The organism is uncultured Microbulbifer sp., assembly GCF_947504145.1.
GTDB lineage: Bacteria > Pseudomonadota > Gammaproteobacteria > Pseudomonadales > Cellvibrionaceae > Microbulbifer.
The window spans coordinates 912,267-938,242 of sequence record NZ_CANNGQ010000001.1 but is presented as its reverse complement, the minus strand read 5'-3'; the positions used below and the strand labels follow the sequence as shown (position 1 = coordinate 938,242).

General features: G+C 57.0%; 23 protein-coding genes and 1 riboswitch. Of the genes, 3 read left to right on the top strand and 20 right to left on the bottom strand.

Annotated elements, in window-relative coordinates:
• Window positions 1–431: 431 nt before the first annotated feature.
• Genes Q1A74_RS04225 through Q1A74_RS04180 form a run of 10 tightly spaced genes read right to left on the bottom strand, consistent with a single transcriptional unit; the run spans window position 432 to window position 10,166 of the window.
• Window positions 432–1,292: a cobalamin-binding protein gene (locus Q1A74_RS04225; protein WP_299593842.1), complete on the bottom strand. Its 861-nt coding sequence runs from the start codon at window positions 1,290–1,292 to the stop codon at window positions 432–434.
• Between the two features lie 55 nt (window positions 1,293–1,347).
• Complete coding sequence (gene cobS / locus Q1A74_RS04220; protein ID WP_299592679.1) at window positions 1,348–2,163, bottom strand: adenosylcobinamide-GDP ribazoletransferase; 816 nt, start codon at window positions 2,161–2,163, stop codon at window positions 1,348–1,350.
• Window positions 2,147–2,752 carry a histidine phosphatase family protein gene (locus tag Q1A74_RS04215; RefSeq protein ID WP_299592677.1) on the bottom strand — a complete coding sequence of 202 codons (606 nt, stop codon included), beginning with the start codon at window positions 2,750–2,752 and terminating at the stop codon, window positions 2,147–2,149. Before Q1A74_RS04215 ends, cobS begins: the two co-directional genes overlap by 17 nt.
• On the bottom strand, window positions 2,742–3,782 hold the full coding sequence (gene cobT / locus Q1A74_RS04210) for a nicotinate-nucleotide--dimethylbenzimidazole phosphoribosyltransferase (RefSeq protein WP_299592675.1): 1,041 nt from the start codon (window positions 3,780–3,782) through the stop codon (window positions 2,742–2,744). Before cobT ends, Q1A74_RS04215 begins: the two co-directional genes overlap by 11 nt.
• A gap of 29 nt (window positions 3,783–3,811) precedes the next feature.
• Window positions 3,812–4,360, bottom strand: a complete 549-nt coding sequence (cobU, locus tag Q1A74_RS04205) for a bifunctional adenosylcobinamide kinase/adenosylcobinamide-phosphate guanylyltransferase (RefSeq protein ID WP_299592673.1) — start codon at window positions 4,358–4,360, stop codon at window positions 3,812–3,814.
• Entirely contained in the window at window positions 4,353–5,135 is a 783-nt protein-coding gene (locus Q1A74_RS04200) for a heme ABC transporter ATP-binding protein (RefSeq protein ID WP_299592671.1), read from the bottom strand. Before Q1A74_RS04200 ends, cobU begins: the two co-directional genes overlap by 8 nt.
• Window positions 5,135–6,157 (bottom strand): iron ABC transporter permease, encoded by a 1,023-nt coding sequence (locus Q1A74_RS04195; protein WP_299592669.1) that lies wholly within the window; start codon window positions 6,155–6,157, stop codon window positions 5,135–5,137. Before Q1A74_RS04195 ends, Q1A74_RS04200 begins: the two co-directional genes overlap by 1 nt.
• Complete coding sequence (locus Q1A74_RS04190) at window positions 6,154–7,638, bottom strand: cobyric acid synthase (RefSeq protein ID WP_299592666.1); 1,485 nt, start codon at window positions 7,636–7,638, stop codon at window positions 6,154–6,156. The genes Q1A74_RS04195 and Q1A74_RS04190 overlap by 4 nt, the downstream gene beginning before the upstream one ends.
• A 15-nt stretch (window positions 7,639–7,653) precedes the next feature.
• Complete coding sequence (cobO, locus tag Q1A74_RS04185; RefSeq protein ID WP_299592664.1) at window positions 7,654–8,268, bottom strand: cob(I)yrinic acid a,c-diamide adenosyltransferase; 615 nt, start codon at window positions 8,266–8,268, stop codon at window positions 7,654–7,656.
• 38 nt (window positions 8,269–8,306) lie between these two features.
• On the bottom strand, window positions 8,307–10,166 hold the full coding sequence (locus tag Q1A74_RS04180) for a TonB-dependent siderophore receptor (protein ID WP_299592662.1): 1,860 nt from the start codon (window positions 10,164–10,166) through the stop codon (window positions 8,307–8,309).
• Window positions 10,167–10,269: 103 nt separating this feature from the next.
• Window positions 10,270–10,410: riboswitch (cobalamin riboswitch) on the bottom strand.
• Between the two features lie 126 nt (window positions 10,411–10,536).
• Here Q1A74_RS04180 and Q1A74_RS04175 point away from each other — a divergent pair.
• Window positions 10,537–11,022 carry a hypothetical protein gene (locus Q1A74_RS04175; RefSeq protein ID WP_299592660.1) on the top strand — a complete coding sequence of 162 codons (486 nt, stop codon included), beginning with the start codon at window positions 10,537–10,539 and terminating at the stop codon, window positions 11,020–11,022.
• Between the two features lie 65 nt (window positions 11,023–11,087).
• On the opposite strand, the gene Q1A74_RS04170 is transcribed toward Q1A74_RS04175, so the two are convergent.
• The 6 genes from Q1A74_RS04170 to Q1A74_RS04145 form a co-directional block, all read right to left on the bottom strand.
• A complete protein-coding gene (locus tag Q1A74_RS04170) occupies window positions 11,088–11,906 on the bottom strand; it encodes a DUF2092 domain-containing protein (RefSeq protein WP_299592658.1) in 819 nt (272 codons plus the stop codon).
• A gap of 209 nt (window positions 11,907–12,115) precedes the next feature.
• The gene (locus tag Q1A74_RS04165) at window positions 12,116–13,144 is read right to left on the bottom strand and encodes a hydrolase (protein WP_299592657.1); all 1,029 of its coding nucleotides are present in this window, start codon (window positions 13,142–13,144) and stop codon (window positions 12,116–12,118) included.
• 123 nt (window positions 13,145–13,267) lie between these two features.
• Window positions 13,268–13,789, bottom strand: a complete 522-nt coding sequence (locus tag Q1A74_RS04160; protein WP_299592655.1) for a DUF411 domain-containing protein — start codon at window positions 13,787–13,789, stop codon at window positions 13,268–13,270.
• Complete coding sequence (egtD, locus tag Q1A74_RS04155; protein ID WP_299592653.1) at window positions 13,773–14,726, bottom strand: L-histidine N(alpha)-methyltransferase; 954 nt, start codon at window positions 14,724–14,726, stop codon at window positions 13,773–13,775. The genes Q1A74_RS04160 and egtD overlap by 17 nt, the downstream gene beginning before the upstream one ends.
• On the bottom strand, window positions 14,723–16,108 hold the full coding sequence (egtB, locus tag Q1A74_RS04150) for an ergothioneine biosynthesis protein EgtB (protein WP_299592651.1): 1,386 nt from the start codon (window positions 16,106–16,108) through the stop codon (window positions 14,723–14,725). Before egtB ends, egtD begins: the two co-directional genes overlap by 4 nt.
• 192 nt (window positions 16,109–16,300) lie before the next feature.
• Window positions 16,301–18,880, bottom strand: coding sequence for a TonB-dependent receptor (locus Q1A74_RS04145; protein WP_299592649.1), 2,580 nt, complete (start codon window positions 18,878–18,880; stop codon window positions 16,301–16,303).
• Window positions 18,881–19,213: 333 nt separating this feature from the next.
• Between Q1A74_RS04145 and Q1A74_RS04140 the strand changes: the two genes are divergently transcribed.
• Complete coding sequence (locus Q1A74_RS04140; protein ID WP_299592647.1) at window positions 19,214–21,571, top strand: penicillin acylase family protein; 2,358 nt, start codon at window positions 19,214–19,216, stop codon at window positions 21,569–21,571.
• Between the two features lie 124 nt (window positions 21,572–21,695).
• Complete coding sequence (locus Q1A74_RS04135; protein WP_299592645.1) at window positions 21,696–22,421, top strand: NAD(P)H-dependent oxidoreductase; 726 nt, start codon at window positions 21,696–21,698, stop codon at window positions 22,419–22,421.
• 97 nt (window positions 22,422–22,518) lie between these two features.
• Here Q1A74_RS04135 and Q1A74_RS04130 read toward each other — a convergent pair whose 3' ends face one another.
• From Q1A74_RS04130 to crcB, 4 genes are all read right to left on the bottom strand, one after another.
• Window positions 22,519–22,782, bottom strand: coding sequence for a hypothetical protein (locus Q1A74_RS04130; protein ID WP_299592643.1), 264 nt, complete (start codon window positions 22,780–22,782; stop codon window positions 22,519–22,521).
• Window positions 22,783–22,880: 98 nt separating this feature from the next.
• Window positions 22,881–24,260 (bottom strand): siroheme synthase CysG, encoded by a 1,380-nt coding sequence (gene cysG, locus Q1A74_RS04125; RefSeq protein WP_299592641.1) that lies wholly within the window; start codon window positions 24,258–24,260, stop codon window positions 22,881–22,883.
• An 18-nt stretch (window positions 24,261–24,278) separates the two neighbouring features.
• Complete coding sequence (serS, locus tag Q1A74_RS04120; RefSeq protein ID WP_299592639.1) at window positions 24,279–25,553, bottom strand: serine--tRNA ligase; 1,275 nt, start codon at window positions 25,551–25,553, stop codon at window positions 24,279–24,281.
• A gap of 18 nt (window positions 25,554–25,571) precedes the next feature.
• Window positions 25,572–25,946 (bottom strand): fluoride efflux transporter CrcB, encoded by a 375-nt coding sequence (gene crcB, locus Q1A74_RS04115; RefSeq protein WP_299592637.1) that lies wholly within the window; start codon window positions 25,944–25,946, stop codon window positions 25,572–25,574.
• Between the last annotated feature and the right edge of the window lie 30 nt (window positions 25,947–25,976).

The window sequence follows — 25,976 nt, the reverse complement described above, 5'->3', positions numbered from 1 at the left end:
CTCGTGATAGCCAGTTCTACCCTTCTGTCTTAGCGACGGTGATGCGCTGTGAGCGGGCGTTGCGATTGGCATTGGCTGAAGCCTACAGCCATGCTTAAACATCCGAGCCGAACTTGTTCATAGAAATCAATAAGTTAGCGAGTTGTTACGCAACATTTCTCTCAACTTCGTCAAATAGCCAAATTTGCAACAGACATTGGAATTCTTAGTGCAACATACGAGCAGTTAATAAAGACTGTTTCTAAGCGGGATAAGCACAGGATATTTGAGCTTTAGCTGCGAAGTTAGAATGCAACACTTTTCGAAACGGCATACATTGTTAAATTGAATATGGTGTTAATCAAGTAACGACCGGATAACGCCCTGCACCCCGAAGCGCCAGTAGAGAAACGAAAGTTTGATAAGTACCCCTAATCCCCACACTGCCCCCATCATGGATTCCTTACCGTCTGAAGTTGGCGGCAAATCAGTTCCATTCCCTGAATGATACGGAAGGTGTGACGCTGGATAATGTCCGGTGGCACATGGTAGAGGTTTCCGTTTTTTACCGCATTCAGGCCTGGGTAAACTTTCCAGTCGTTCAGCCACTCCGGGCGGGTTTCACCCATGCCGCTGGCGATGATTGCGTCGGGGTTTCTCTCGAGCACCGATTCAATGCTGATTTTTGGTGCCAGCACTACCGCATCAGCGAACGCATTGTGGCCACCACAGGTTTCGATGACGTCGCTGATCAGGTGCTCGCCATTCAGAGTTTGTAGCGGATCATTCCAGACTTGGTAGAAAACACTGACCGGTGCCAGGTGTTGATGATTCTTTTTCAGCGCTGCGAGCCGGTCGAGCCAGGCGCTAGCGGTGCGATCGGCAGCCTCGGCGGTACCAGTGAGGACACCAAACATCCGGACGTTCCGAGCGATATCTTCCAGCGACCGTGACTCGGTAACGAACACGGTAAACCCGAGACTTTCGAGCTTGTGGATCATTTCGTCGCCGTTACCAGAGCCCCAGGCGACGACAAGATCCGGTGCGAGTGCCAACAGAGATTCGTAGCTGACGGATTTGTAGTTGCCTATCTCCGGCAGTGCCTTGGCCTGCTCAGGGTAATCGCTGTAGCTCACAGCGCCGACAAGCGTGCCCCCTGCCCCCGCGCTATAAAAATTTTCCACAATATGGGGCGCGAGAGCGACGACCCGCGATGCGGGGACAGCAAGCTCGATCCAATTACCACGGGCATCCTGTATTTTTATGGGCGAATCAGCAAAGCAAAGCCCCGCCCACAGGATGCCGCAGACCATGCTCAGTATTGTGGTAGCAATTCTATACAGCATCTCACTTACTCAATGTTGTCTGTCAGTTCGCGGCAAGCGCCACCCATACGATGAGTACAGCCAGCTCCGTAATTTCCACCAGTGCACCCAGGCAGTCCCCGGTGTAACCACCGATATTTTTCTGCCACAAGTGGCGCCAGAAAAAAATTAACGCCGGTAAAGCAATGGCGAGCCCAATGGCCACGTCGATTGGGACAAGCGCAACACAGCAGGCCGCAACGAGAACAACCACCGGCAACAAGCCATCGTTGCGATTGGAATTTGACGGCGGAACCATACCTTCCATACGTGCATAATTGGTAATGCTCATCAGAAACAGCGCAGCGGTCCGCGCCAGTACTGGTGCGAGAACGAGGGGCAGAAACACCCAGGTCGCAGACGTCTGTGCCAGTGTTGAGGCGATAACGGCGGCAATGGCAGAGAATTTGATTAGCAGGAATACACTGAGTGCGACGGCCGCTACAGACCCGCAATGGGGATCGTGCATCACGGTAAGAATGCGGTTGCGGCGTTCTTCCGGATTTTCGCATTTGTGTCCGGCGAAGTAGGCATCGGTGCAATCGGCGAGGCCGTCCAGGTGTAGAGCACCGGTCATCAGAATCCAGAAACCCAGTAAGATTGCGGATTGCAGTTGCCCACCCAAGGGGGCGAGCAGAAAGGCCGCGACCGATAACAGTATCCCGATGACGGCCCCGACCAGGGGGTAAAAATAGACCGATTTCTTTGCGGTTTCCTTGTCCACTTTATGTAGCAGGCTCGCAACGGGTAAGCGGGTCAGGAATACCAGCGCGTAGAGGAATGGTTGAGAAAATCCGGATAAATTACGCACGGTAAACATAGGCGCTCTGTTCAGGGTGTGAAACTGTCATTGTTCGTGACCGGTGGTCGTAGGTCATTGAGGCGGTAAAGCCGTAGCCAACCTGCAGGGAAATCATATCTCCCGGATGCCAATTGTTCGCAATGGTCAGGAGTAATTTAATGACGCCCCCGTGGGTGACCAGTAATAGCGTTTCACCCACGTAGGTAGTTGCCAGTGCATCAAGTGCCCTCAGCACTCTGGACCGAAACTCTGTGTAAGGCTCCCCACCAGGTGGAGAATACGCTTCCGGGTTTTGACTCCACGCCTCACACAAGGCGCGCTGTTCCGTCCAGGCTGTGTTTACAGGCAGCCCTTCCCAATCACCAAAGCCGATTTCACGGATGCCCGCTACACTCGTCACCGGCAACCCTGTCTGCGCACCCAGTGACCGGGCGAACCGATCGCAGCGTTGCAGCGGTGAGGTGATAATTCGGTCCCAGCATCCATTCAGTGCATTCAGCCCATCGGACATCTGCTGCCAGCCCAACTCGGTCAGCGGCACATCGATGTGACCGCGGAAAATGCTGCCACCCTCACAGGCGCCGTGACGAAGTAAATCAATCCTCAACCGGTATCCCCGCTTCGCTGAAGGTGAACATCTGGTTGTGTACGTTGAGCGCCTGTTTGACGATATCTACCGCGAGCACCGCACCGGTGCCCTCCCCCAGGCGCATGTTCAGATTGAGCAGGGGCGTTTCACCCAGGCAGTCGAGGGCCAGTTTGTGTCCGGATTCATCGGACAGGTGGGCGTACAGCAACCAGGGCTTAATCGATGGATTGATGGCACCGCCGATGGCGGCTGCGGCAGTCGCCATAAAGCCATCCACCAGTACTGGAACACCCCGCTGTGCACTTGCAATAAAGGCGCCGGTCAATGCCGCAATTTCAAAGCCGCCAAGAATACGCAGTATTGCCAGCGGCGAATCCAGCGCGCTTTGGTGCAGTGCCAGGGCGGATTCAATCAATTCAATCTTATGCGTGAGCGCCGCATCGTCAATGCCAGTGCCCCGGCCGGTAATATCGGCAACTTTCAGGTCGAACAGCGCGGCGAACATGGCTGCCGCGGAAGCTGTGTTGCCAATACCCATATCGCCGCCGATAAAACAGTCGCAATCGACGGATTGGCGCTGACCGGCAGTCAATGCACGGGCCAACTGCTCGCGCGTCATGGCGCTTTCCTGCGAAAAATCGGCCGTCGACGGCGCAATGACTTCGTCGATCAGGTCCGGATGCTCGGCAGGTACAACGCAGCCGAGATTGATCGCGGCAAAATCTGCATTGTGTGTGCGGCTAAGTGCGTTGATGGCCGCCCCACCCTCGCAAAACATTCTCAGCATCACAGAGGTCACCGCCTGAGGAAAACGCGAGGTGCCGCGAGTGGCAATACCGTGATCGGCACCGAATACGCACACAGACAGCCGTTCAAGCTTGGGCTTGGGATTGCCCTGGAAACCGGCGAAATCCACAGCAATCGTCTCCAGCCGACCGAGTGCGCCTTCCGGCTTGATCAGCTGTTTCTGGCGTGCAGCGGCTGCGGCCCTGGCCGCTTCATCCGGTGCTGGCGCAGCCTCATAAAGCCAGGTTAATTCTTCAGTCATAACCGTTGCGTCCAAGTCTCACACTCAAATTATTTTACGGAGAGCGGCAGGCCGGCGATGGCCAGGGTCACGCTATCAGCGCGCTCCGCGAGTGCCTGATGGAGCCACCCTGCCGCATCAACAAACTCCCGCGACAACTGCCCCAGCGGTACGATGCCAGAACCCACTTCATTGCTGACAAAAATCCAGGGCGCGCCACCGACTTGGTGATCAATACGGTGGAGCAACGCGGAACGTTCCCGCTCCCATACGCCCTGCTGCAGGCAGTTGCTTAGCCACAGGGTCAGGCAGTCCACCAGTACACAGTGCGATGCTGGTACAGTGCCAAGGGCGTCTGCCAGTACGATCGGCTCTTCGAGGGTCTGCCAGCGCTCGTCCCGGTCGGCCCGATGGTGGCTGATACGGGATGCCATTTCTTCATCTTCTGCAGTGGCCGTAGCCAGGTAAATCAGACCGCTATCCATGCTGGATGTTTTCGCGGTTTGCAGCCACTGCTCGGCTCGCTGCTGTGCCAACCGGCTCTTTCCGCTGCGCGCACCACCGAGAATCAGGTGCAGCGCTCGCTTGCAATTACTCATCGGCGAGCACCAGAGGCTTACCCGTTACCGGATGCGGGACTACGGTGACGCCGTAGCCGTAGAGTTCCTGCATATTCTCCGCCGTCAACACTGTTTCTGCGTCCCCGTACGCCATACTGCGCCCCCGCTTCAACGCAAGAATGCGATCACTGTAACCACTGGCCAGTGCCAGGTCGTGCACGGTCATTATCACTGCGACACCACCTTTGGCGAAGGCGCGCACAGCTTTCATCATTTCATACTGGTGGGCAATGTCGAGGCTGGTGGCTGGTTCATCCAGTAGCAGCAGGCGATCCCCAACCTCTTCAGCAGACCATATCTGGGCCATCACCCGCGCCAGTTGCAGTCGCTGCTGCTCACCGCCAGACAGTGTCGGATAGAGGCGCTCCGCGAGATGGGTTACATCCAGTGCAGACATGGCTTCCAGGCAGATCTCCCTGTCCCGGACAATACCGGTAGCGTGTGGGTTACGACTCAAAGCCACCAGTTCCAGCCCGGTAAACGCAAACGTAAGCGGATTGTGTTGCGGTAGGACCGCCAGCTGGCTGGCGCGATCGCGGGAAGACAGGCTTTCGATGTGAGCATTTTTGAACAGCACTTCCCCTTCTGCCAAGCGAGATTCCCCGCACAGTGCCCGCAGTAGAGTGGATTTGCCCGCTCCATTTGGGCCGATCACACACACCAGTTCACCGGCATTGATATCCAGAGAAATATTCTGCACCAGCGTACGCTGATCCGTGCGTACGGTAACCTGTTGAGCATGCAGCAAGGTCATCAGAGAGCCCCTCTGCTGTTGCGCAGCAACGACACGAAAAATGGCACACCGATCAGTGCCGTGATCAAGCCCACCGGGATTTCCACAGGTGCGATAACCGTGCGTGCCAGCGTATCGGAAATAAGCAACAGAGTGGCACCGGCAATGGCCGACAGGGGTAGCAGCTGGCGATGGTCCGGCCCCACCCATAACCGCACCATGTGAGGCACCACCAAACCCACGAACGCGATGCTGCCCGCAACAGCTACTGAGGTACCGACTCCGGCTGCGGCAAGGACGATCAACAGAGTTTTCACCCGCTCTACATCCACCCCGAGGTGTCGCGCCTGGGATTCTCCTAACAACAGAACATTGAGAGCCGAGCCAAAGCGCGACATGCTGGCGAGCAGCCCGCACAGCACCGCAAGCATCAAAAATGCGCGCGGGTAACTTGCGGCATCCAGCCCACCCATACGCCAAAGGCTGATGCGGCGCAGCATTTCATTATCCGCAAAATACTCCATCAATCCCGTCAGGCTGGCGGAAAACGCCGTTACCGCAATACCCATTAGCAGCATGGTGGCCACAGAGGTTCCGTTAATACCTTTTGCGACTTGATAAACCAGTGCCACAGCAATCAGACCACCGCCAAATGCAGCGATGGATACGACCGGCAGACTACCAAACGCAGCGGCCACCTGAGCACCGAGCAATATCGCCAGAGAGGCCCCAAAAGAAGCGCCCGCGGTAACACCGATCAGCGACGGGTCAGCCAGTGGATTGCGGAACAGCCCTTGCAGCATGGCGCCACAGATTGCGAGTACCGCGCCGACTGAGGCTGCGAGTAAGGCACGCGGCAAACGAATGGCTTGCACTATGTCTGCAGCAAGCCCCGCCTTCCCAAACCCCGTCAGTGCGCTCAATACCTGAGCAGGCGACAGTGATACCGCACCGATGGCAATGGCGGCAACAAAGCTTGTCGCCAGCAACGCGGGAAGTGTCCACCAGGCGAAGCTGAGTGCCCGGCTGCGCGCAAGGGTCATGGCTTGCCCTCAAACTGTTCAAGCCACGCGCGGGACATATGGTCTTCAACGGTCTGGGCCAGCCGATCCAATTGTTGCTGGCGGTGTACATTCAAATCGAGTGCGGTACTGTCGGATAGACCACCCCATGCGAGAAGTGCTTTTTGCGCTGCCTGCCCGTCGAAAAGGCCGTGCACATAGGTCGCGAAAATCTGTCCATCGGCACTGACTGCGCCATCGGGTCGCAGATTTCCGGACTTGTCCCGCAGGTAGACGGCGGGCCGATTCATCGCTGGTCCCTCACTGATACCGCAGTGGATTTCATAGCCTTTTAGCGGCGTATCCAGTTCGAGCGGTTTGAGGTTTTCTCCGCAGAGTAATCCTGTGACATTCTTCAGGGATTTTTCGGGCTGAAGCGTGGTCGTGTAATCCAGGAAACCAAGGCCCTGTTCACTCCCCGGTTCACCTTCGATTCCCTCGGGATCGTGCACTGCCTTCCCCAGCATCTGCAGACCGCCACAAATTCCCGTGAGTTTTCCGCCATAACGTAGGTGTCGCTCCAGCTGAGTCGGCCAATGATTTTCTTTCAGGTAGGCCAGGTCGGCGCGGACATTTTTACTGCCGGGAAGAATAATCCAGTCACAGGCGGGAACAGGCTCGCGGACGCTGACAAACTGCAGATCCACCTCTGGATGCAACCGCAAAGCGTCGAAATCCGTGTGATTACTGATCCGGGGCAACACGGGCACAACAATGATGAGCTTGCTGCCGCTGCCCACTTGCTGGGTACTGATCGCGTCTTCCGCATCGAGGTACAGATCGTGCAGATACGGCAAGACGCCAAGCACCGGCTTGCCCGTGTACTCTTCTAACCAGTCGAGACCTGATTGCAGCAGCGCCAGATCGCCGCGAAAACGGTTGATTACAAACCCGACGACACGCGCACGCTCGGACTCGGAAAGTAATTCCAGCGTACCCACAAGATGTGCGAATACACCGCCACGGTCGATATCGGCAATGAGGATCACCGGGCAATCCACCGCTTCGGCGAAGCCCATATTGGCAATATCGTTTTCGCGTAAATTGATTTCAGCCGGGCTGCCGGCACCTTCCACCAATACCAGGTCGTATTGTTTGTGTAACCGCTCGAAGGAATCCAGTACCGCGGCTTGTGCCGTGGCCTTGTAGCGGTGGTAGTCCAGGGCCTGCATGTCGCCCAGCACTTTGCCCTGGATAATGACCTGGGCACCGGTGTCTGAAGCGGGTTTCAGGAGTACCGGGTTCATATCGGTATGGGGTATAACACAGCAGGCCTGTGCCTGCAGTGCCTGCGCCCGCCCTATTTCACCGCCATCTTCGGTAACGGCACTGTTGAGTGCCATGTTTTGTGGTTTGAACGGTGCCACCGAGACGCCACGACGGGCGAAGTAACGACCGAGTGCGGCGACTAATGTACTTTTTCCAGCATCCGAGGTGGTGCCCTGGACCATCAATACAGACATGATCGTTGCAACCCGCTAGTAATCCACGCCTTGTCGCGCCTTGATGCCGGCTTTGAATGCGTGCTTGACGTCTTTTACTTCAGACACGGTATCCATCAACTCCTGTAGTGCGCTGCCGCCCCCGCGGCCGGTGACCACAACACTCTGCTCCGACGGGCGCTGGGCCAGTGCGTCCAGCACGGTTTGCTCGTCGAGATACTTGTAAGCGAGCATGTAGGTCAGCTCGTCGAGCACCACCAGATCGTAGCTGGGGTCGCCGAGCATTTTTACTGCCTCCGCCCAGGTTTTTTCCGCTTCCGCTATATCGCCGGTGCGATCCTGGGTGTTCCAGGTGAAGCCAGTACCCATCTGGTACAGGGTGACTTGTGGGCACTGGTTTTTGATGTAGAGCTCTTCTCCGGAGAGTTGTGCGCCCTTGATAAACTGCACCACGCCCACTTTCTGATCGTATCCCAGTGCACGTATGACCATGCCGAAAGCCGAACTGGACTTTCCCTTGCCATTGCCAGTCAGCAGAACCGCGACACCGCGCTCGGTGTCGGCCGCGGCGATGTGGGCATCGACCTTGGCCTTTTGTTTTTGCATGGCTTGTTTGTGCCGTGCATTTTTTTTCTGCTGATCTTCCGACATGGTCACCTCGTGAAATTTCGCTGGGGGTTAACCCGGGTTTAGAAGCTGAATTCTACACCGGCGTAGCCGGCGGCACCCGCGGTGTTAAAGCCGGCAACTTCCACATAGTCTTCGTCGGTGAGATTTTCACCGCGGAAGTAGATAGTGGTCGCGTTGTTCAGTTGATAGCGCAAGCTGGCGTCCAGCACCTGGTAATCGTCCATGCTGGAGCCATCAATATCGACGCCATCGGCACTGGAACGCAGATTCATGGCCACACTCAGCAGGCTCGTGGGCTGATAGGTAATGCCGATATTGGCCAGCTGCTTGGGGCGGCGCGGGCGCGGGGTGTCATCGGCGGTTTCCGTATCGGTGTAGGTATAGTTGGCCGCGAGTAGCAGAGATTCGGTGATCTGCGCATCGGCGATCAGCTCAACACCGCGGGACTGGCTTTCGCCACCGCTCTGCCGGTAGGTGTAGTCTGTGAGGTTAAAGCCGATTTCGTTTTCGATGATTTGATCGAAGAGCACGAATTCCAGATGCAGTGTATTTTCCCCGAAGTATTCGACACCCAGGTCCAGCCCGCGGCTGGTTTCCGGCGTGAGCGCAGCCAGATCGGGGTTGTTTTGCGCGCGGTTGTAGTCAATCTCAAACAGGCTCGGCGCGCGGAAGCCGGTGCCGTAGCTGGCTTTCAGTTTTAACGCACCGCTGGCTACCTGATCGATCACGTAGGCGCTACTGGCGCGGGCGCTGTTGTTGCTACCGAATTCGGAGTTGTCGTCGTGGCGCAGGCCAAGGGTGAAGTAAAACTGCTCGGCCACACTTCCCTGATACTCGGAATAGGCGGCCCACTGGTCGCGGCTCAAATCCAGCACCGCATCTTCGCGGCGTTCCAGACCATAAATAACCGCTTGGTTGCCGGTCAGATCCACGGAGCCATTCAGATTTATTTTCTGGATATCGCCTTCAGTGTGGTACGAGAGGGCACCGGCGGCATGGTTGGTGCGGCTCAGGTCTGCACGGGAATACGACAGTTCCTGCTGCCCGTTTTCACCGTTGTGCGCGAGGCTGACCCGGGTGTTTTGTTGGCTGAAGTCGTTGCTGCACACGTCCTGAGTGACCGGCCAGCCGCAGCGATCAAACTCTCCGGTTGCATCCACATCCCGCACCACCGCTTCCAGGCGCCACTGTTCAGACAGGTTCCAGCCCGCACGGCCGTGCAGGGTCTGGTTGTTGTATCCGTCGTCGTCCTGCAGCTCCTCGTCGTTCACGCTGGTATTGAAGCCCGCAGTGTGGGCCTTGGCCGCAGATACAAAGTAATCCAGTGTGTTGTTACTACCGCCGGCACTGGCGCTATAGCGTCGGGAATCGAAGCTGCCCGCTTCGGTGGCCAGTTCAAACTGGTGACCGGTGCCTTCCCGGCGTGTGGAAATATCCAGAACACCGCCCGCGTCGGCTCCGTAAAGCATGCCCTGAGGGCCGCGCAGCAGTTCTACCCGGGCCAGGTCGGTACTCAGAATATGCTGAATATGGGCGCCGCCCTGGGTGCTTGTTGGGTCGGAAATGTCGACGCCGTCAATGCGCACCAGGGTGCGGAAGCCGTCTTCACCACGTACGCGCAAGGTGGTGGTTTTGCCCATACCGCCGGAGTTGGTCACGGACACGGACGGGACACTGCGCAGGACATCCGCGAGTGAGGCGAGCCCGCGGGCCTTGATGTCTGTTTCGTCGAGCACGGTCACGGAGGTGGCGACACGGCGCAGCGGCTCACTCTGCCGGGCGCTGACGACGATAATGGTTTCCAGCGCCGGAATGGCACTGTCGGTCACAATTTGGGAACTGGTGATATCGGTAGAATCGGCAAACGCCGGCGCGCTGATCGCCGATGCAACGGCCCAGCTCAATATGGTCTTGTTCAAGTTTCAACCCCTAAGGACAAAAGCACATGGGATCGAGGGAGGAATAGCAATGCGGTGCGCACGCGCGCGGGAGGTCGTATTGCAGGATGGTAGCCCTCCGCTCCATCATGATTCGATCAGAGGCCGGTATCGGGCTTACCGCTCACTTGATTGAAAGTGGAGCAGATCACCGTTGCGGGGGCAGCGCCGGACTTCCGGACTTCCCGTTTAACCTTCTCAGAGCAGCTCCAACAGGAGTTGAGCAGAAGGCACCTCGTATCGCGGGGGCGAAATTAGGGGAATGGTACTGGAAAGTCAATCTTTGCCTGGAACCGGCGTCCCAGGCAAAGATTGCGGTAGGTCATAGCAATAGGTATTAGTAGGACGGTGTTTGCACTTAGCGGGGTGGCGCTACGACCTCGTACACCACCTGAGAGCCCGAATAGCTCGGTCGATACCAGGTGCTTCCGCACTGTTCGTAGGTAATGCCGTTGACGGAAATGGCGGTGCAGGAGGCGGGCAAGGTATACACCCAGGCGCCAACGGCCGCGGCGGTTGCCGCACCAGCCCAATACCCGGGCCAATAGGCGTCGTGATGGTGGTGGTGATCATCGTGATGATGGTGGCTGCCACCTCCGTCATGACCTCCTCCGCCGTGGTGACCACCACCACCGTGATGTCCGCCACCTCCGTGATGGCCTCCGCCGCCGTGATGGCCACCGCCGCCGTGGTTCGGGTGTGGCCTTGGGCCTGGACGCGGTCCTGGTCCTGGGCGGAATCCGCCGTGGAAGTGCGGGCCGACATTCATATGGCCACCGCCAAAATGCCCTCCACCACCGTGAAATCCTGGCCGCGCGTCTGCGTCGGGCGCAAGTAAAAATACACCCAGCAGTATCGCGCTACACGCCAGCCCGGTATATGCCATCTGCTTGAATTTTGGCTTCATTGGGTGGCCTCCGGTGTAGGTTGAACCTTATTGAAGGAAATCGGCTTGAGATCACTGGAGAGTCTTGGGGCAAACATGGCGCTGTTGACCGCATCGGCCTTGTGCCACTGAATATTCGCCACGAATTTGGGCTTTTCAGGCAGGTGGTAATTGGTGGTCGTGAGCTTTAGCGGCAAGCGCTGTTCACCCTTGGTGATCCAGATTTCCCACTCCAGCTCTTTACCCCGCAGCGCCCAGTGTTCAACCGGCTGGCCATCGAGGGTGGTTTCCTCTACCAGGCGAGCACTTTCGAGTTCAACTTTCGGTGCCTTGGAGGTACCCCATTCCAACAGGTCGACCAGGGGAACTTCCAGACCGTATTTTTGTGCTGCGGTGATCAGGGTTTTGCGGGTGGGGTCAGTGGCGGGCAGCTGGCCGTAGTAGCCCTCCTTCTTCGCGATCACCGTGAACTGGTTGCCATCGTGAAAGAACTGGCGCTCCATGGTGTCGGTTTTCAGGTCGACATACAGGTGGTTGGGGCGCTCAAAGCGCACTTGTGCGGTCCCTTTAACCGGCACGTTCTTGCCTTTCTCGGCAACCACATCTGTGACCATAGTGACGTCGTAGGCGAGTTTGTTCTGGCTCGCCAGGGTCTTGCCCATGGCATCCAGTGCGTTGTATGCCGCCTGGATGACCGCCTTCTGAGTCTGTGGCGAGGCTTCGCTTTGCTGTGTGTTTCGATCGATGGCGGCCTGTACGGAAACCGCCGCTGTGGCCCCTAAACCCATTGCAACCGCCGCACTCAGTGCCAATGCGGCAAAGCGGGATCGGCGCATTGACGAACTCGCGCCCCGGTTAGCAACATGGTGTTTCATAGGCGACTCCTATCCCGGATGGCTCCGGTTTGGCGAGATTCAAAAACAACTCACCATGTAGAATAGCGCGCCCTGAAGATTTCGCTGTCTGTCGCACGGATTTTTTCGGCGCCAAACTAACGTCACGCTCAAAAAATTTACTCTATTGCGATTTGGAATATCGGCTGGGATTAAGCTTCGGAAAATTGTGCTTTCAGGAATGCGGGTATGGCCTCTTCCAGCCAGTAGCGCGGCTTCCACAGGCTACCGCGAACAAAACCCACATGCCCTCCCCGCTTGCTGATGCCCAGGGTAACCGCAGAACTCACGTCGGACGCGGCTGGAATCGCCTTGGGCGAGACGAAGGGATCATCGGCAGCGTGAATCAGGTAGGTTGGACACGCAATATTGATCAAGTGTGGGCGACTCGATGCGCGGGTGTAGTAGTCGTCGACACCGCGAAACCCGTGCAGTGGCGCAGTAAAGTGGTCATCAAAGTGCCGAAAATTACTGAATGCCCGCGGGCTGTTCAACGGCGGCATCTGTTGAGCGAGCGCTGGATCTTTCGCTTTACGATTGAGGGTTTCCTTGAGGCTATCCAGCAAGTGTTTCTGGTAAATCTTGGAAAAGCCGCTGTTCATCTGCTGGCTCGACAGGTGCAGATCCAGTGGTGCGGATACGGAAACGGCGGCGCTCAGAGGGCTGCTCTCTCCATCTTCACCCAACCACTTCAACAACACGTTGCCGCCGAGGGAGTAGCCCACCGCCATCAGCGGTGTGTTCGGGTAATGATCTTTCAATTGACTCGCGACCCAGCGCGGATCGTCGCTATCACCGCTGTGGTAGGCCCGCGGCAATAGATTCGGGATACCACCGCAACCGCGGAAGTGCATCACCGCCACCTGGAAACCTGCGCTCAGTAGTGCCGGCATCAGCCCCTGTATATAGGGGGATTCTACTGAGCCCTCCAGGCCGTGCAGCACCAGCACGATGGGCCGCTTTGGATCATCTTCCAGCCGTACGGGCGTATGTAACGCAATGCGGTCCCCATCCGGCGTATCCAGCCACTGAACCTGGGTGCGCACCCAGGGTTTGGGGCGATGAAACACCGGGAATATAGTTTGCAGATGGCAGTTCGCCAGCCCTATGCCGGGCTTGAATGCTTGCGTCGGGGTTGGGGATTGGGCCGGGTTGAGAGCTGTGGGTGAGGAAGTATTCAAAATGCGAGGCGCCCTGCCATTCAATATCGAAAGGGCTGCAAGGGTATCCCCTGCCGGGCAGTGAATCCAGCCCGGCGGCGACTCGCATTTCTCATTGCTGGCTGACTTAGTTGGCTGGCTTCGTTAGCTGGCTTCGGGCGCGGTGACTTTTTCGTAAAAGCGGTATTCGCCGTTGGATTGAATGGCATACACCACATAGGGCTCAAAATTCTTACCGCGATACATGCCCGGGCTACCCTGGGGCATTCCCGGTACCGCCAGGCCGACACTGCCTTTGGGCGGGTTGGCCAGAAACTGGCGGATCAGGCGCGCGGGCACGTGGCCTTCAAAGACATACTGATTATTCCACACTCCCGTATGGCAGCCCTGCATACTCGGCGGTACCTTCCACTGCTGTTTGACACTCGCGGTATCCAATGCGTTCTCACTGGCCACTGAAAACGCATTGCTTTCCAGATGCTTGATCCAGTCATTGCAGCACAGGCAGAACGGCGACTTGTACACCGTAATCTGGGCTGCGGAATCGGCTTCGGAAGTGCCCTGCTCCGAGCTGCCCGTGGTGCTACAGCCGGCAAGAACCGATAGAAAAAATACAGGAACAAGAAGTGTTTTCAGAGAGGCAAAAAAATCAAACGGCTTCGGCATAGTAAATCGCATAGTGTTGTTGATGATCGGTCCAGAATTGGCGGGGCTCAAATCCGGTTACCCGCAATAACTCTTCGAGTGAGCCCGGTGTGTATTTATGGCTGTTTTCGGTGTGAATGGTTTCGCCTTCCTCAAACTCGAATTTCCGGCCGCACACTTCCACCGTCTGCGGCTCCAGGCTCACCAAGTGCATTTCAACGCGCTGGCGCAACTGGTGATAGAACGCCCGGTGCGCAAATGCGTCGAGGTTGAAAGACCCACCCAGTTCGCGATTGATCCGGTGTAACAGGTTTTTGTTGAACGCCTCGGTGACATGATTGCTATCGTGGTAGGCGCGCTCGAGAATGACCGAGTCCTTCACCAGGTCTGCGCCCAGCAACAAGCCATCGCCGGGGCCCAGTTGCTGTGAGAATAATTCCAGAAGCGCGCGCGCCTGTTCCGGGTTGAAATTGCCGATCGTAGATCCGGGGAAAAATACCACCTTGCGGCCGGTGACTGCGGGAAGATCCTGCCACACCGCGGCACGGGTGAAATCGCCGATCGCCGGTATCACGTGCAGATTCGGCTGACACGCCTGAATGCGCTGGCGGGCCTTAAGCAATATCTCCGGGGAAATATCCAGCGGGAAATACCCCGCAGGTGCCAGCATACACTGCAAAAGTGGTTCCGCTTTTTCACAATTTCCTGCGCCCGGTTCAATCAGCGTCACACCCTCGCCGAGTGTTTTTGCGATATTGTCCAGCTGCTGGGTGAAAATTTCCGCTTCAGTACGGGTCAGATAATAGTCATCCAGTCCGCAGATATCTTCGAACAACCGAGAACCGGTCTCGTCATATAAGTACTTGCAGGGTAGTGTTTTCTGCTCCGCCGACAGCCCGGCCAGAACATCTCGCTCAAATGCCTGAGCCACGACAATCTCCTTTGCCGCCATATTCATAGGTCGTCTCCTGCGAGGCGAATTCCGGTAAATTGCCACGCCTGGTGCGGGTAGAAAAAATTTCGATAACTGATGCGAATATGATTGCGTGGTGTGACGCAGGAACCGCCGCGCAACACCATCTGGTTGCACATAAACTTGCCGTTGTACTCGCCGACCGCGTCTGGGCTTGCGCGGAAACCCGGGTACGGCTGATAGGCGCTGGCCGTCCATTGCCAGAGATTTCCGAGAAATTGCGCATCGGAGGTAGCGGCATCTGGGAAAAGCGCGTCAATCTCGGCAACCGCTCGGAATTGGCCGGACTCCAGCATGTTGGCGGTCTGCTGTGCGTTTTTGCGGCAGTGCAGCCAAGCCGCGATTTCCCACTCAAATTCCGTAGGCAGCCGGTATCCGGCCCAACTGGCAAAGGCGTCGGCCTCGTAAAAACTGATGTGGGATACCGGCGCATCCAGATCGAGTGGCTGCATACCCGCAAGGGTGAACTCCTGCCACTGGCCGCCCTCCTCCCGCCAGTACTGCGGTGCAGCATGCCCACAGCGGGTGATATGTGCCCAGCCATCGGACAGCCACAGGCGCGGCTGTCGATAGCCACCGTCCTGCAAGAATTCCAGGTACTCTCTGTTGGTAACCAGCCGCGAGGCGATTTTGAATGGGGTTTGGTAGCGCTGATGCGCGGGCCCTTCGTTATCGAAGGCAAATACCTGACCATCGCTGCCGACGGTGTAGTTGTCTTCGGGTATTTTCAGCCAGCGCAACTCGGCAGCCCCCTCGTCTTCCGGCGCTGATGGTTCCTGCTCTTTATAGGCGGGGTACAGAGGGTTGATCGACAGTGCGTGCTTGATGTCGGTGAGCAGCAATTCCTGATGTTGCTGTTCGTGGTTGATGCCCAGCACCAACAGGTTGGCAAGATCGCTAGTAACCTCGTCTTCCGTCAGCCAGCGCTCGATTTCGCCATTGATGTGATGGCGATAGGCGAGCACCTGATCTAGCCGTGGCCGCGACAGCAGTCCGCGCTGGAGCCGTGAAAACGGTGTGCCCAGAGCATTGTAATAGGAATTGAACAGGTGTTGATAGGTGGGCTCGAAAAGGTCGTAGCCGGGACTGTGCGGCTCGAGAATAAAGGTTTCAAAGAACCAACTGGTATGGGCCAGGTGCCATTTGCCGGGGCTGGCGTCTGGCATGGATTGGACCTGCAGGTCCTCTGGCGAGAGTGGCTCGATGAGTGTTTCGGTCTGCCCGCGCACCTGCTGGAACTCTGTTAACAGCGCAACGCGCTCATCCAGGCTTAACTCGCGGCTTTCTTCATCACTCCAGTAGAGCGTTGAGGGGCTTTTGGTCTCCGTTGTGAATACAGCGGAATCCAACTCTGAGGTCAGGTTCATTCCTCGTCCCGAGAACTGCATTAGGTGCCTTTGATCATACAACCATTCGGAGGGAATCCTATGTCAGGGGATGTTTTGGCGCAGTAATCGGCGCCAGATATTCTTATGCTCCCCTGGCCCATAAAAAAAGGGCCGGCAATGCCGACCCTCTTCCGTTGGCGCGAAGCGCCTGTGTGAGACTTATCTGTTGGCTTAGAAGCGCACAGTGAAGTCAGCACCGTACATGCGTGGCATAAAGCGCCATGCGGGGCTCGCACCGATCGCAGCACCAGTACCGCCGTAACCGCCAGCAATTTCTTCGTCGGTTACGTTCTGCACCCACAGGGCGGCAGAGTAACGGTCAGAAGCGCTGTTCCAGCCGGCACGCAGGTTCATCAGCTGGTAGTCCGGGATCACACGAGCCGGGTCACTGATGGAGCCAACGCGCTCGTCGGTCCAGTTGTAGTCACCGCGCAGAGCAACGTCGCCACCATTGGCCAGATCCCACGTGTACTCGGCCATGATGTTGAACTTGCCTTCCGGGGTGCCAACGCGCGGTTGGCCAACACGGGAGTGCTCTTCTTCCGTTTCACCGATGGCTTCGATGATCTGGTAGCGAGTGTACTCGGTGTCCAGGAAGGAGTAGTTACCGGCAATAAACAGGCTGTCAGTTGCGGCCCACTGTACTTCCACTTCCGCACCGCGACCTTCTGCATCTGCGTTACGCAGGTAGTAGTTCGGAATCGGCGCACCGACCAGATCCAGCTGCTGCAGGTTGTCGTAGTTATAGGCAAATACAGAGGCGTTCAGACGCACCGCATTGTCGAACAGGCTGCTCTTCATACCAATTTCAAGGTTGGTAACGCTTTCCTGATCGAAAGACGGGTCAATACCCGGTGCGGCACTGAAGCTGTTGAAGCCGCCGGCCTTGAAGCCATCAGCCAGTGACACGAACGTCATCACGTCATCATTCCAGCGGTAATCCAGAACAATACGGCCTGACAGGTCGCTCCAGGAATCACTGAGCTTCTGATTCAGGTTCTGGACGCCGTTGTTATTAAACGCCATGCCGAACGGAATCTCGGCGATCTGACCAGAAGGCAGAGTGATGGATGCGCCAAGCGGCGTACCGTCTGGAGCCATCAACGCTACGTCACCACCAATAAACGCGATTGGCAGAGTATTCTGATAGTCGCTGACGATGGAGAAATCTTTTTCATCGGCCGTGTATCGTGCACCGACGGTCAGATCCATTTTGTCGGTCAGGCTCCAGGTCACGTCACCGTAGATCGCAGCAGAACGATAATCACCAGTATTCAGTACGGATTCGTTCCATGCGGTGTCAGCCATTACCCAGGGAGCGATACCGGCCATCAACTGACCAATCATCTGATCACGATTTAACATGCTCGCATTGACAGTACCTGGGGCGCCCAGCGCTTGAAGCAAAGCATCCGCCTGACCGGATTGAACCATCAGGTCGTAAATGAAGGTGGAAACAGCGGCGCCTTCAAGGCCCCCTGCAATCATAGCCTGACGCTGTTGATAGGCCATGTCTTCAATTTCAGTGGTAGTCAGGTCAAGACCCAATGCGTCTACCTGCGCTTTCACACCTTCGTACACGGCGAAAGATTCCAGCGAGCCCGCAGTGAAGTAAGCATCGGTGGTGTGCTCCAGCTCTTCGCGAGAATAGGAGGCACCAAGTGTCCACTTCAGGGTGTCGGTCATACCGTTCAGGCGGAATTCCTGCGAGAACTGGGTCTGATCGTCGAAGTTGGCAGAGCCGAACATGTAGTCCGGGTTGGCGGTGCCGTCTTCATCCTGCTGCAGGTGCGCTTCAAAACCGCGGTACGCGGTGATGGAGGTAAAGCTGAACTTGTCGAAATCGTGCACGATGGATACCGAAGTACCCCAGGAATCGCGATCTTCAATCGTCGGGGTATCCAGTGCGTAGTCACCAAATACATCGGTACCACCGGCTTCGGCCTGCAGTGAAGGGACAATGGAAGTACGCAGTGCACTGCCCTGATCCATGATGCCGTATTCAGCACGCCACAGAACTTCGGTGTCGGGAGATGGTTCCCACAGCAGGGACGCACGGTAAGTCTGAGTATCGACGTTACCTACCTCGAAGCCATTTGCCAGATTGTCGGCAAAGGAGTCACGACGGTTGGTCGATGCAGTAAAGCGACCGTACAGGGTATCGCTCAGCTGGCGGTTCAACAGCAAGTCGGTGGACTGACGACCGTAATTACCTGCAGTCAGGTTCAGCTCGGTGGTGTCATCTGCCTGCGGCTTCTTGGAGATGATATGAATGGCGCCGCCGGTGGCGTTACGACCAAACAGTGTGCCCTGCGGGCCTTTCAGCACCTCGACACGTTCAATGTCCGCCAGCGGAATCTCGGCGCCCGCGCCGCGGCCGGTGTATACGCCATCGACGTACACGGCTACTGCCGGGTCGGAACCAACGGTGAAATCACCGGTTTCAATACCACGCACGCTGTAAGTCGGCTGCAGCGGGGTATCGTTGTTCATTTCGACGCCCGGGGTAAATTTACCCAGGTCGGTCAGATTCTTTACACCCATCGCTTTCATACTGTCACCAGTGAAAGCGGAAATGGCAATTGGAACGTCCTGCAGGTTTTCCGCACGTTTCTGTGCGGTAACCACGACTTCCTCAATTTCGGCAGCTTGGGCAGCACCACTTAGAGCGGTGGTTACCGCGATGGCTGCGGACAGAGTGGACAGTGTGAAGGGCCGGTTTTTACCGGTCTGATCGGCGTTGTACATCATCGCGTCCTCGCGTTTTAGTTATATGAAAAGCGTGATGGAAAATAGTCGTTATTGATAGTCAACTTGGGCCATATTACGGGTAGCGCTGTCCCAATAAAAGCTTGTTGTGACCTTTTTCTTGTGACCAGTCAGTTCTCATGCTTTGTGATACGTACTTATGCGCCAATATGGCATTATATTCAACCTTAAACCTACATTTGTGACCAGACAAAGTCCTCGGGTAACCACTTTATGTGATCACACGGCTGATAGACTGGGAATGTGTATTTCCTGTCCAACATGGTCAGCAGGTCCCAAAATAACAATTCTGTTTCTTTATCAGAGAGCACCCCGATGATGATCAGCACTCCCTGGGCAAAGCGCACACTGCGCGGATTGATTGCCCTCCTTGTCCTTTTATTACTGGTAGCGCTTACCGTGTGGATCTGGCTGCGCCAGAGCCTGCCACTGCTCGACGGTGAACTGGTATCCGGGCAGCTGGAAAAACCCGTAACCATTGAGCGGGATGCACAGGGCGTCGCATTCATTACCGCCGAAACGCGCACGGATTCCGCTTTTGCACTGGGCTTCCTACACGCTCAGGAGCGCTTCTTCCAGATGGATTTGCTACGGCGCAACTCAGCGGGAGAGCTGGCGGAACTGGTTGGTGGCGCGGCACTGGAGCACGACCAGGGGGTCCGTCTACACCAATTCCGCGCCCGTGCAGAGCGAAATATCGCCGCTATGCCAGAGAACCATAAACAGGTGATGCAACGCTACGCCGACGGTGTGAACTATGGGCTGTCACAGCTCGGGGCCAACCCGTGGGAATACGCCCTGCTCCGCCAAGAGCCCCGCGCCTGGGTACCCGCGGATAGCCTGCTGGCAATTTTCAGCATGTACCTGACCCTGCAGAGCCGCACCGGTGATTTCGAGTTGCGTGACAACGCTCTGGCGGAACTGCTGCCAGGTGACCTCTACCAGTTCTTCGTACCGAAAGGCGGCGTCTGGGACGCCCCACTGATTGGCGACGCACGTGATCCCATCGGCCTGCCGCAAACCCACATTGCCGCGCTGGTGGATGACAGCGAGCCCATGGCCTACGGGAAAATGGAAAGCGAAGACATGATCTTCGGCAGCAACAATTGGGTGGTAGGCGGTGCGCTTACCGAGCACGGTGCGGCGATCGTGGCGGACGACATGCACCTGGCGATCACGGTCCCCAATATCTGGTTCCGTGCCGGTTGGAATGTGCCGGGCACCGATTTTCAAATGCGCGGAGCGACGCTGCCGGGCGGGCCGATTATCGTCGCCGGAAGCAACAGCAAAGTGGCCTGGGGTTTCACCAACACCACCGCCGACTGGGGCGACCTGATCCTGCTGGAAGTGTCGGAGAATGGCGAGCAGTACCGCACTCCGGAAGGCTGGAAAGACTTCGAAATCGCGCGTGAAGAGATCGCGATCAGCGGCAAACCCACCGCTGAACTTGAAGTGCGCAAAACCATATGGGGTCCTGTGGTCGGCGAAGATCACAACGGCGCGCCCCTCGCCTACCGCTGGGTCGCCCACGATCTGCGCGGTGCCAACCTGAACATCATCCAACTGGAAACCGCAGAAAGCACCCGCGCAGCCATGGACCTGGCCCCGCAGTTCGGGATGCCACACCAGAACTTTGTGCTCGGCGACAGCGAAGGCAATATCGGCTGGACAGTAGCGGGCCCTATTCCCCGCCGTGTCGGTCTCAACGGCAATCGCTCAGTTAGCTGGGCAGACGGCACCGCATACTGGGATGGTTACCTGCCACTGGGCGAACACCCCAGTGTTTACAACCCGCCGTCTCACCGGATCTGGACGGCGAACTCCCGCACAATGGATGGAGAGTTCCTGCGTGTGATGGGCGACGGCGGCTATGCACTCGGCGCGCGCCAGCAGCAGATCCGGGACGACCTGTTCGCACGGGAACACTTTACCGAACAGGACCTACTGGACATCCAGCTGGACGATCGCGCCGTATTCCTGGAGCGCTGGCAGGCGCACCTCGCGCAATTACTGAAAGGCGTCGATGGCTATGACGCCGTACTGGAGCAGGTTAAAAACTGGGGTGGGCGCGCCAGTGCCGATTCCGTGGGTTACCGCATCGTGCGCAATTTCCGCCTGCGTTTTATCGACCTGTCTACGGCGCCGGTTCTGACCTACATGCAGCGGCATGCCCCCAACTTCGAGTTCGGGCGCGTCAATCGCCAGGTGGAATACCCGGCGTGGGAAATGCTCTCAAACGAGCCTGGCCACCTATTGAACCCGGACTTTGCGTCCTGGAACGCACTGAAACTCGCCGCGTTGGATGAAGTGCTGAAGGAAATGGCAGAAGACGGCTTGCCGCTCGAGAAGCAGACCTGGGGTGTGCAGAATGCGGCAAAAATCCAGCACCCACTGGGGCGTGCCGTATCTGCAGTCAACTGGTTCACCGCCATGCCGGCAGACCCGCTCCCTGGCGACTCCCACATGCCCCGCTTCCAGTCCGCGACCAACGGTGCATCAGAGCGACTGGTTATCGCACCAGGACACGAAGAGCTTGGCATCTTTCATATGGCCACCGGCCAGAGCGCGCACCCGCTGTCACCCTTCTTTGGCAATGGCCACCGGGACTGGGTCGAAGGCAGCCCGTCACCACTCATGAAGCAGGCGACGCGCTACACGCTGGTATTGCAGTAAACACTGATTAAGCCAGATATGAAAAAAGACGCTCTTAGGAGCGTCTTTTTGTATGTGCGAAAGATGATTCAAGTGGTTTGCCGCACTGCGACAACCCGCCTTCCCGCCTGCTCTCGGGTAACCTGTGCCCACCATCTATCTAATTCTTCGACAGGTTTATGTATTTTTTTATAATTTTTTTCCTAATTCATCGGTGCTCCAATACCGCCATCGGGCAACTAACCCTCTATTTGGAGATACCAAGATGACCACAGGGAATAAAAACCTTCTCAAGATTCAGACCAGCCTCTTCCAGAATGACGGGCAATCCTCTCAGCTAATCAACCAATTTGCAGAGACCTGGCTTGCCGCCAATTCTGACGGGGAAGTCGTGTCGCGCGATTTGGCGACCAGTCCTATTCCCCACCTGGATTTGACCCGCTTCCAGGCATTGAATAGCGACCCAGCGCAACGCACCGAGCAGCAGCAAGCCATCGTGGACTTTTCCGATGTCCTGATCGACGAAATCCGTGACGCGGACACGCTCGTTTTTGGTATTCCGATGTATAACTTCAGCGTGCCCTCAAACTTGCACGCCTACTTTGATCATATCGCCCGCGCAGGTGTTACGTTCCAATACACAGAAAATGGCCCCCAGGGCCTGCTCACTGGTAAGCGCGCCTTTGTGGTGATTACCCGTGGAGGCTTCTACGGCGAGGATCACGCCCAGACCAATTTCATCCGCCAGTTCCTGGGTTTCATTGGCATTCAGGATGTGGAATTCGTACATGCAGAAGGCTTGGCGGTGAGTGGCGAGACCAGAAACAACGCGCTGAGTGCGGCGCAACAACGTCTTGCGCAGCTCGCTTGATGCAGACACGCACCTGGCCGCAAAGCTTAGGGTAACGAGAAGTCGCCCTTTTTATTTTGGGTTGAGCGAGCCGCCAACACGAAAAGGAAGCATAAGCTCAGGCGGTTTCATCGAGAATGGCAAAAGAAAGAAAGGAGGTAAGCAACCCTAACCCCAGGATAAAAGGCAGCAGCGGAAAGCAGATCATCAGCAGCGAAGAGCCGATCCAGAGGTTTCTTACCCAGTTGCGTTTGACGCGGTACTTGTTGGTATAGCGCCGCAGATGGCTGTCGTTTTCATCGGGCAATACAATTTCGCTTTCCCGGGGCAGAAAACTGCGCACCAGGAGAGTGCAATAAAACCGAAGCAACATCCACAACATAAAACCACCACTGGCAAACATCCCTTTCAGTATAGATAGGGGTTTGCCAATGCATGGTGGAGTGGATGCCTAAGCGCCGGGACTGGTTTGAACGGCGCTTATTGGTACCAGCCGAGACTTTCGCGCAGCGTCACGACACCACCGATAATCGTCAGCGCCGGTGCCTCGACTTTGTGCGTTTCTGCCAGTTCCGGCAATGTGCCGATGGTGCCAACAATCACCCGCTGATCCCGGGTAGTGCCCTTCTCGACCAGCGCCGCCGGCGTGTCTGCATCCATTCCGTTCGCAATCAGCTTCTCAGAAATGGTGGGAAGGCCTGTCAGGCCCATGTAGAACACCAGTGTCTGATTCTTGGTGATCAGCTCATCCCAGGGCAACACCAGATCGCCCTGCTTCAGGTGACCGGTAATAAAGCGGACAGACTGGGCGTGATCCCGGTGGGTCAGCGGAATGCCGGAATAGGCTGAACAACCGATGGCCGCGGTAATGCCCGGTACCACCTGAAAGGGCACGCCCGCCTCTGCCAGCTTGTCGATCTCCTCTCCGCCACGGCCGAATACGAACGGATCGCCGCCCTTCAGGCGCAGTACCTTCTTGCCCTCTTTCGCCAGATCCACCAGCAGCTGGTTGATATCGTCCTGAGGTACCGAGTGGAACTGCTTCATTTTGCCCACGTAGATGCGCTCGGCATCCCGGCGCACCAGCTCCAGCACTTCGGTGGATACCAGGCGATCGTAAAGTACCACGTCTGCCTGTTGCATCAGGCGCAGGGCACGGAACGTCAGCAGGTCCGGATCACCGGGACCGCCACCGACCAAATAGACTTCACCGCTCGGCGCCGGTTTTTCTTCCCAGCGCTGCAGCTCTTCGAGAATCGCCTGCTCAGCTTCGGCCTTGTGGCCGCGCTCAATCTGGCCCACTACCGGGCCATTGAATACCCAGTGCCAGAAATCCTTGCGCTGGGCTTCTGGTAACGCGGCTTTCACCTTGTCGCGCATACGCCCGGCCAGCTCGGCAATAAGTCCGAGACCCGGAGAAAGCAGGGTTTCGATCTGCGCGCGCAACATACGCGTGAGAACGGGGGCAGAACCGCCACTGGAAATGCCGATGGCTACGGGGCCGCGTTCGACAATGGAGGGAAAGGTAAAGGTGCAGTGCTCCGGCGAGTCGACCACATTCACCGGCAGACGGCGCGCGCGAGCATCGGCGGATACCTGCGCATTCACATCGCCATCGGCGGTGGCCGCAACCACCATTTCGGCGTTGTCGAGCAACTCCTTGCGGTAAGTGCCGACAATGTATTCACCACCGCTGGCCATGACCAGCTGGCGCAACTCATCGGTAATATCCGGAGCCACCACCAGCAGGCGGGCCTCCGCTTTGTTGAGTAGCCGCGCTTTGCGCGTGGCGATGGAGCCGCCCCCTACGATGAGACAGGGGCGGTGTTTCAAATCAAACGCGAGAGGCAGGTAACGCAAGGTCTTATTCCATACTGCTTAGCCGATCTTGGTTGCGCCCCGCATATAAGAGCGCAGTACTTCCGGCACCTCAATACTACCATCGGCCTGTTGGTAGTTTTCCAGTACCGCGATCAGCGTCCGGCCCACTGCCAGCCCGGATCCATTCAGGGTGTGCAGCAGTTCTGGTTTGCCCGTTTCCGGGTTGCGCCAGCGGGCTTTCATACGCCGGGCCTGGAAGTCGCCCATCAGGGAGCAGGAGGAAATCTCCCGGTACTTGTCCTGAGACGGAATCCAAACTTCCAGGTCATAGGTTTTGGTTGCACCAAACCCCATATCGCCACCACACAGCACTACTTTGCGGTATGGCAGATTCAGTTTTTGCAGAACATTTTCTGCATGACTGGTGAGCTGTTCGAGTGCGTCCATGGACTGATCAGGGCGAGAGAAGCAAACCAGTTCCACTTTTTCGAACTGGTGCTGCCTGATCATGCCGCGGGTGTCGCGCCCGTGGGAGCCGGCTTCGGAGCGAAAGCAGTTGGTGTGACTGACATACTTGCGTGGCAACTGATCGGCATCAACGATCTCATCGCGGTACAGGTTGGTCAGCGGTACTTCTGCGGTGGGGATGAGGTAGAAACTACGCTCGTCCTCCAGTTTGAACAGATCTTCCGCAAACTTGGGTAGTTGGGAGGTTCCGTACAGGGAATCGCTATTTACTATCACCGGCACATTGGCTTCTGTATAGCCGTGCTCTTCTACATGAAGATCTAGCATGAACTGTGCCAAAGCGCGGTGCAATTTCGCTACTTCACCGGTCATGACCGCGAAGCGGGAACCGGTGATCTTGCTGGCCACCTCAAAATCGAGGCCGCCAAGTGAGCCACCCAGGTCCACATGGTCGCGCACTTCGAAGTCGAATGTGCGCGGCTCACCCCATTTGGCAACCTCCACGTTATCGTCTTCGTCTTTACCTTCCGGTACCGAGGCGTCCGGCAGGTTGGGGATCGCCAGCAGGATATCGTCCAGCTGTTGCTGCAGCTCGCCGAGCGCGTGTTTGGCTTCGGCCAGCTGCCCACCCAGGGACTCCACTTCCTGCAACAGCGGCGCAATATCTTCACCGGCGGCTTTGGCGCGGCCGATGTTCTTGGATTTTGTATTGCGCTCGTTCTGCAGGGTCTCGGTGCGCACCTGCAGTTCTTTGCGCTGTTCTTCCAGTTGTTCCAGCTTGGCCGTGTCCAGCTGCACGCCGCGCTTGGTGAGCGCCGCTGCAACGTCGTCGAGTTGGTTACGAATCAGTCTTGGATCGAGCATGGTGTATTGATTACCGCGTTACAGATATTTCATTCCCAGGGAAATGGCCGCTGCGGTTGCGGCCACGCACACCAGGATGCTGGCCACCACATAGGCCAGCGCCGTTAAAGGCTGGCCATTGTGCCACAACAGCACGGTTTCCAGCGAGAAGGTAGAGAAGGTGGTGAGGGCCCCAAACAACCCGGTCATGATCATCAGTCGCCATTCGTGGCCAAGCAACCCGCGCTCCACGATAACCACATAAGCGAAGCCAATCAGCAGGGAACCGACCACGTTGACAATGAAAGTGCCGAGAGGAATCCGGCCTTCAAACACCGGGTACGCCCAGACACCGACAAGATGCCTGAGAATGGCGCCGATGGCGCCGCCAACTGCGATTGCTATCCATTGCATGGGAACTCCCGGAAGTGATCTGAATATCAG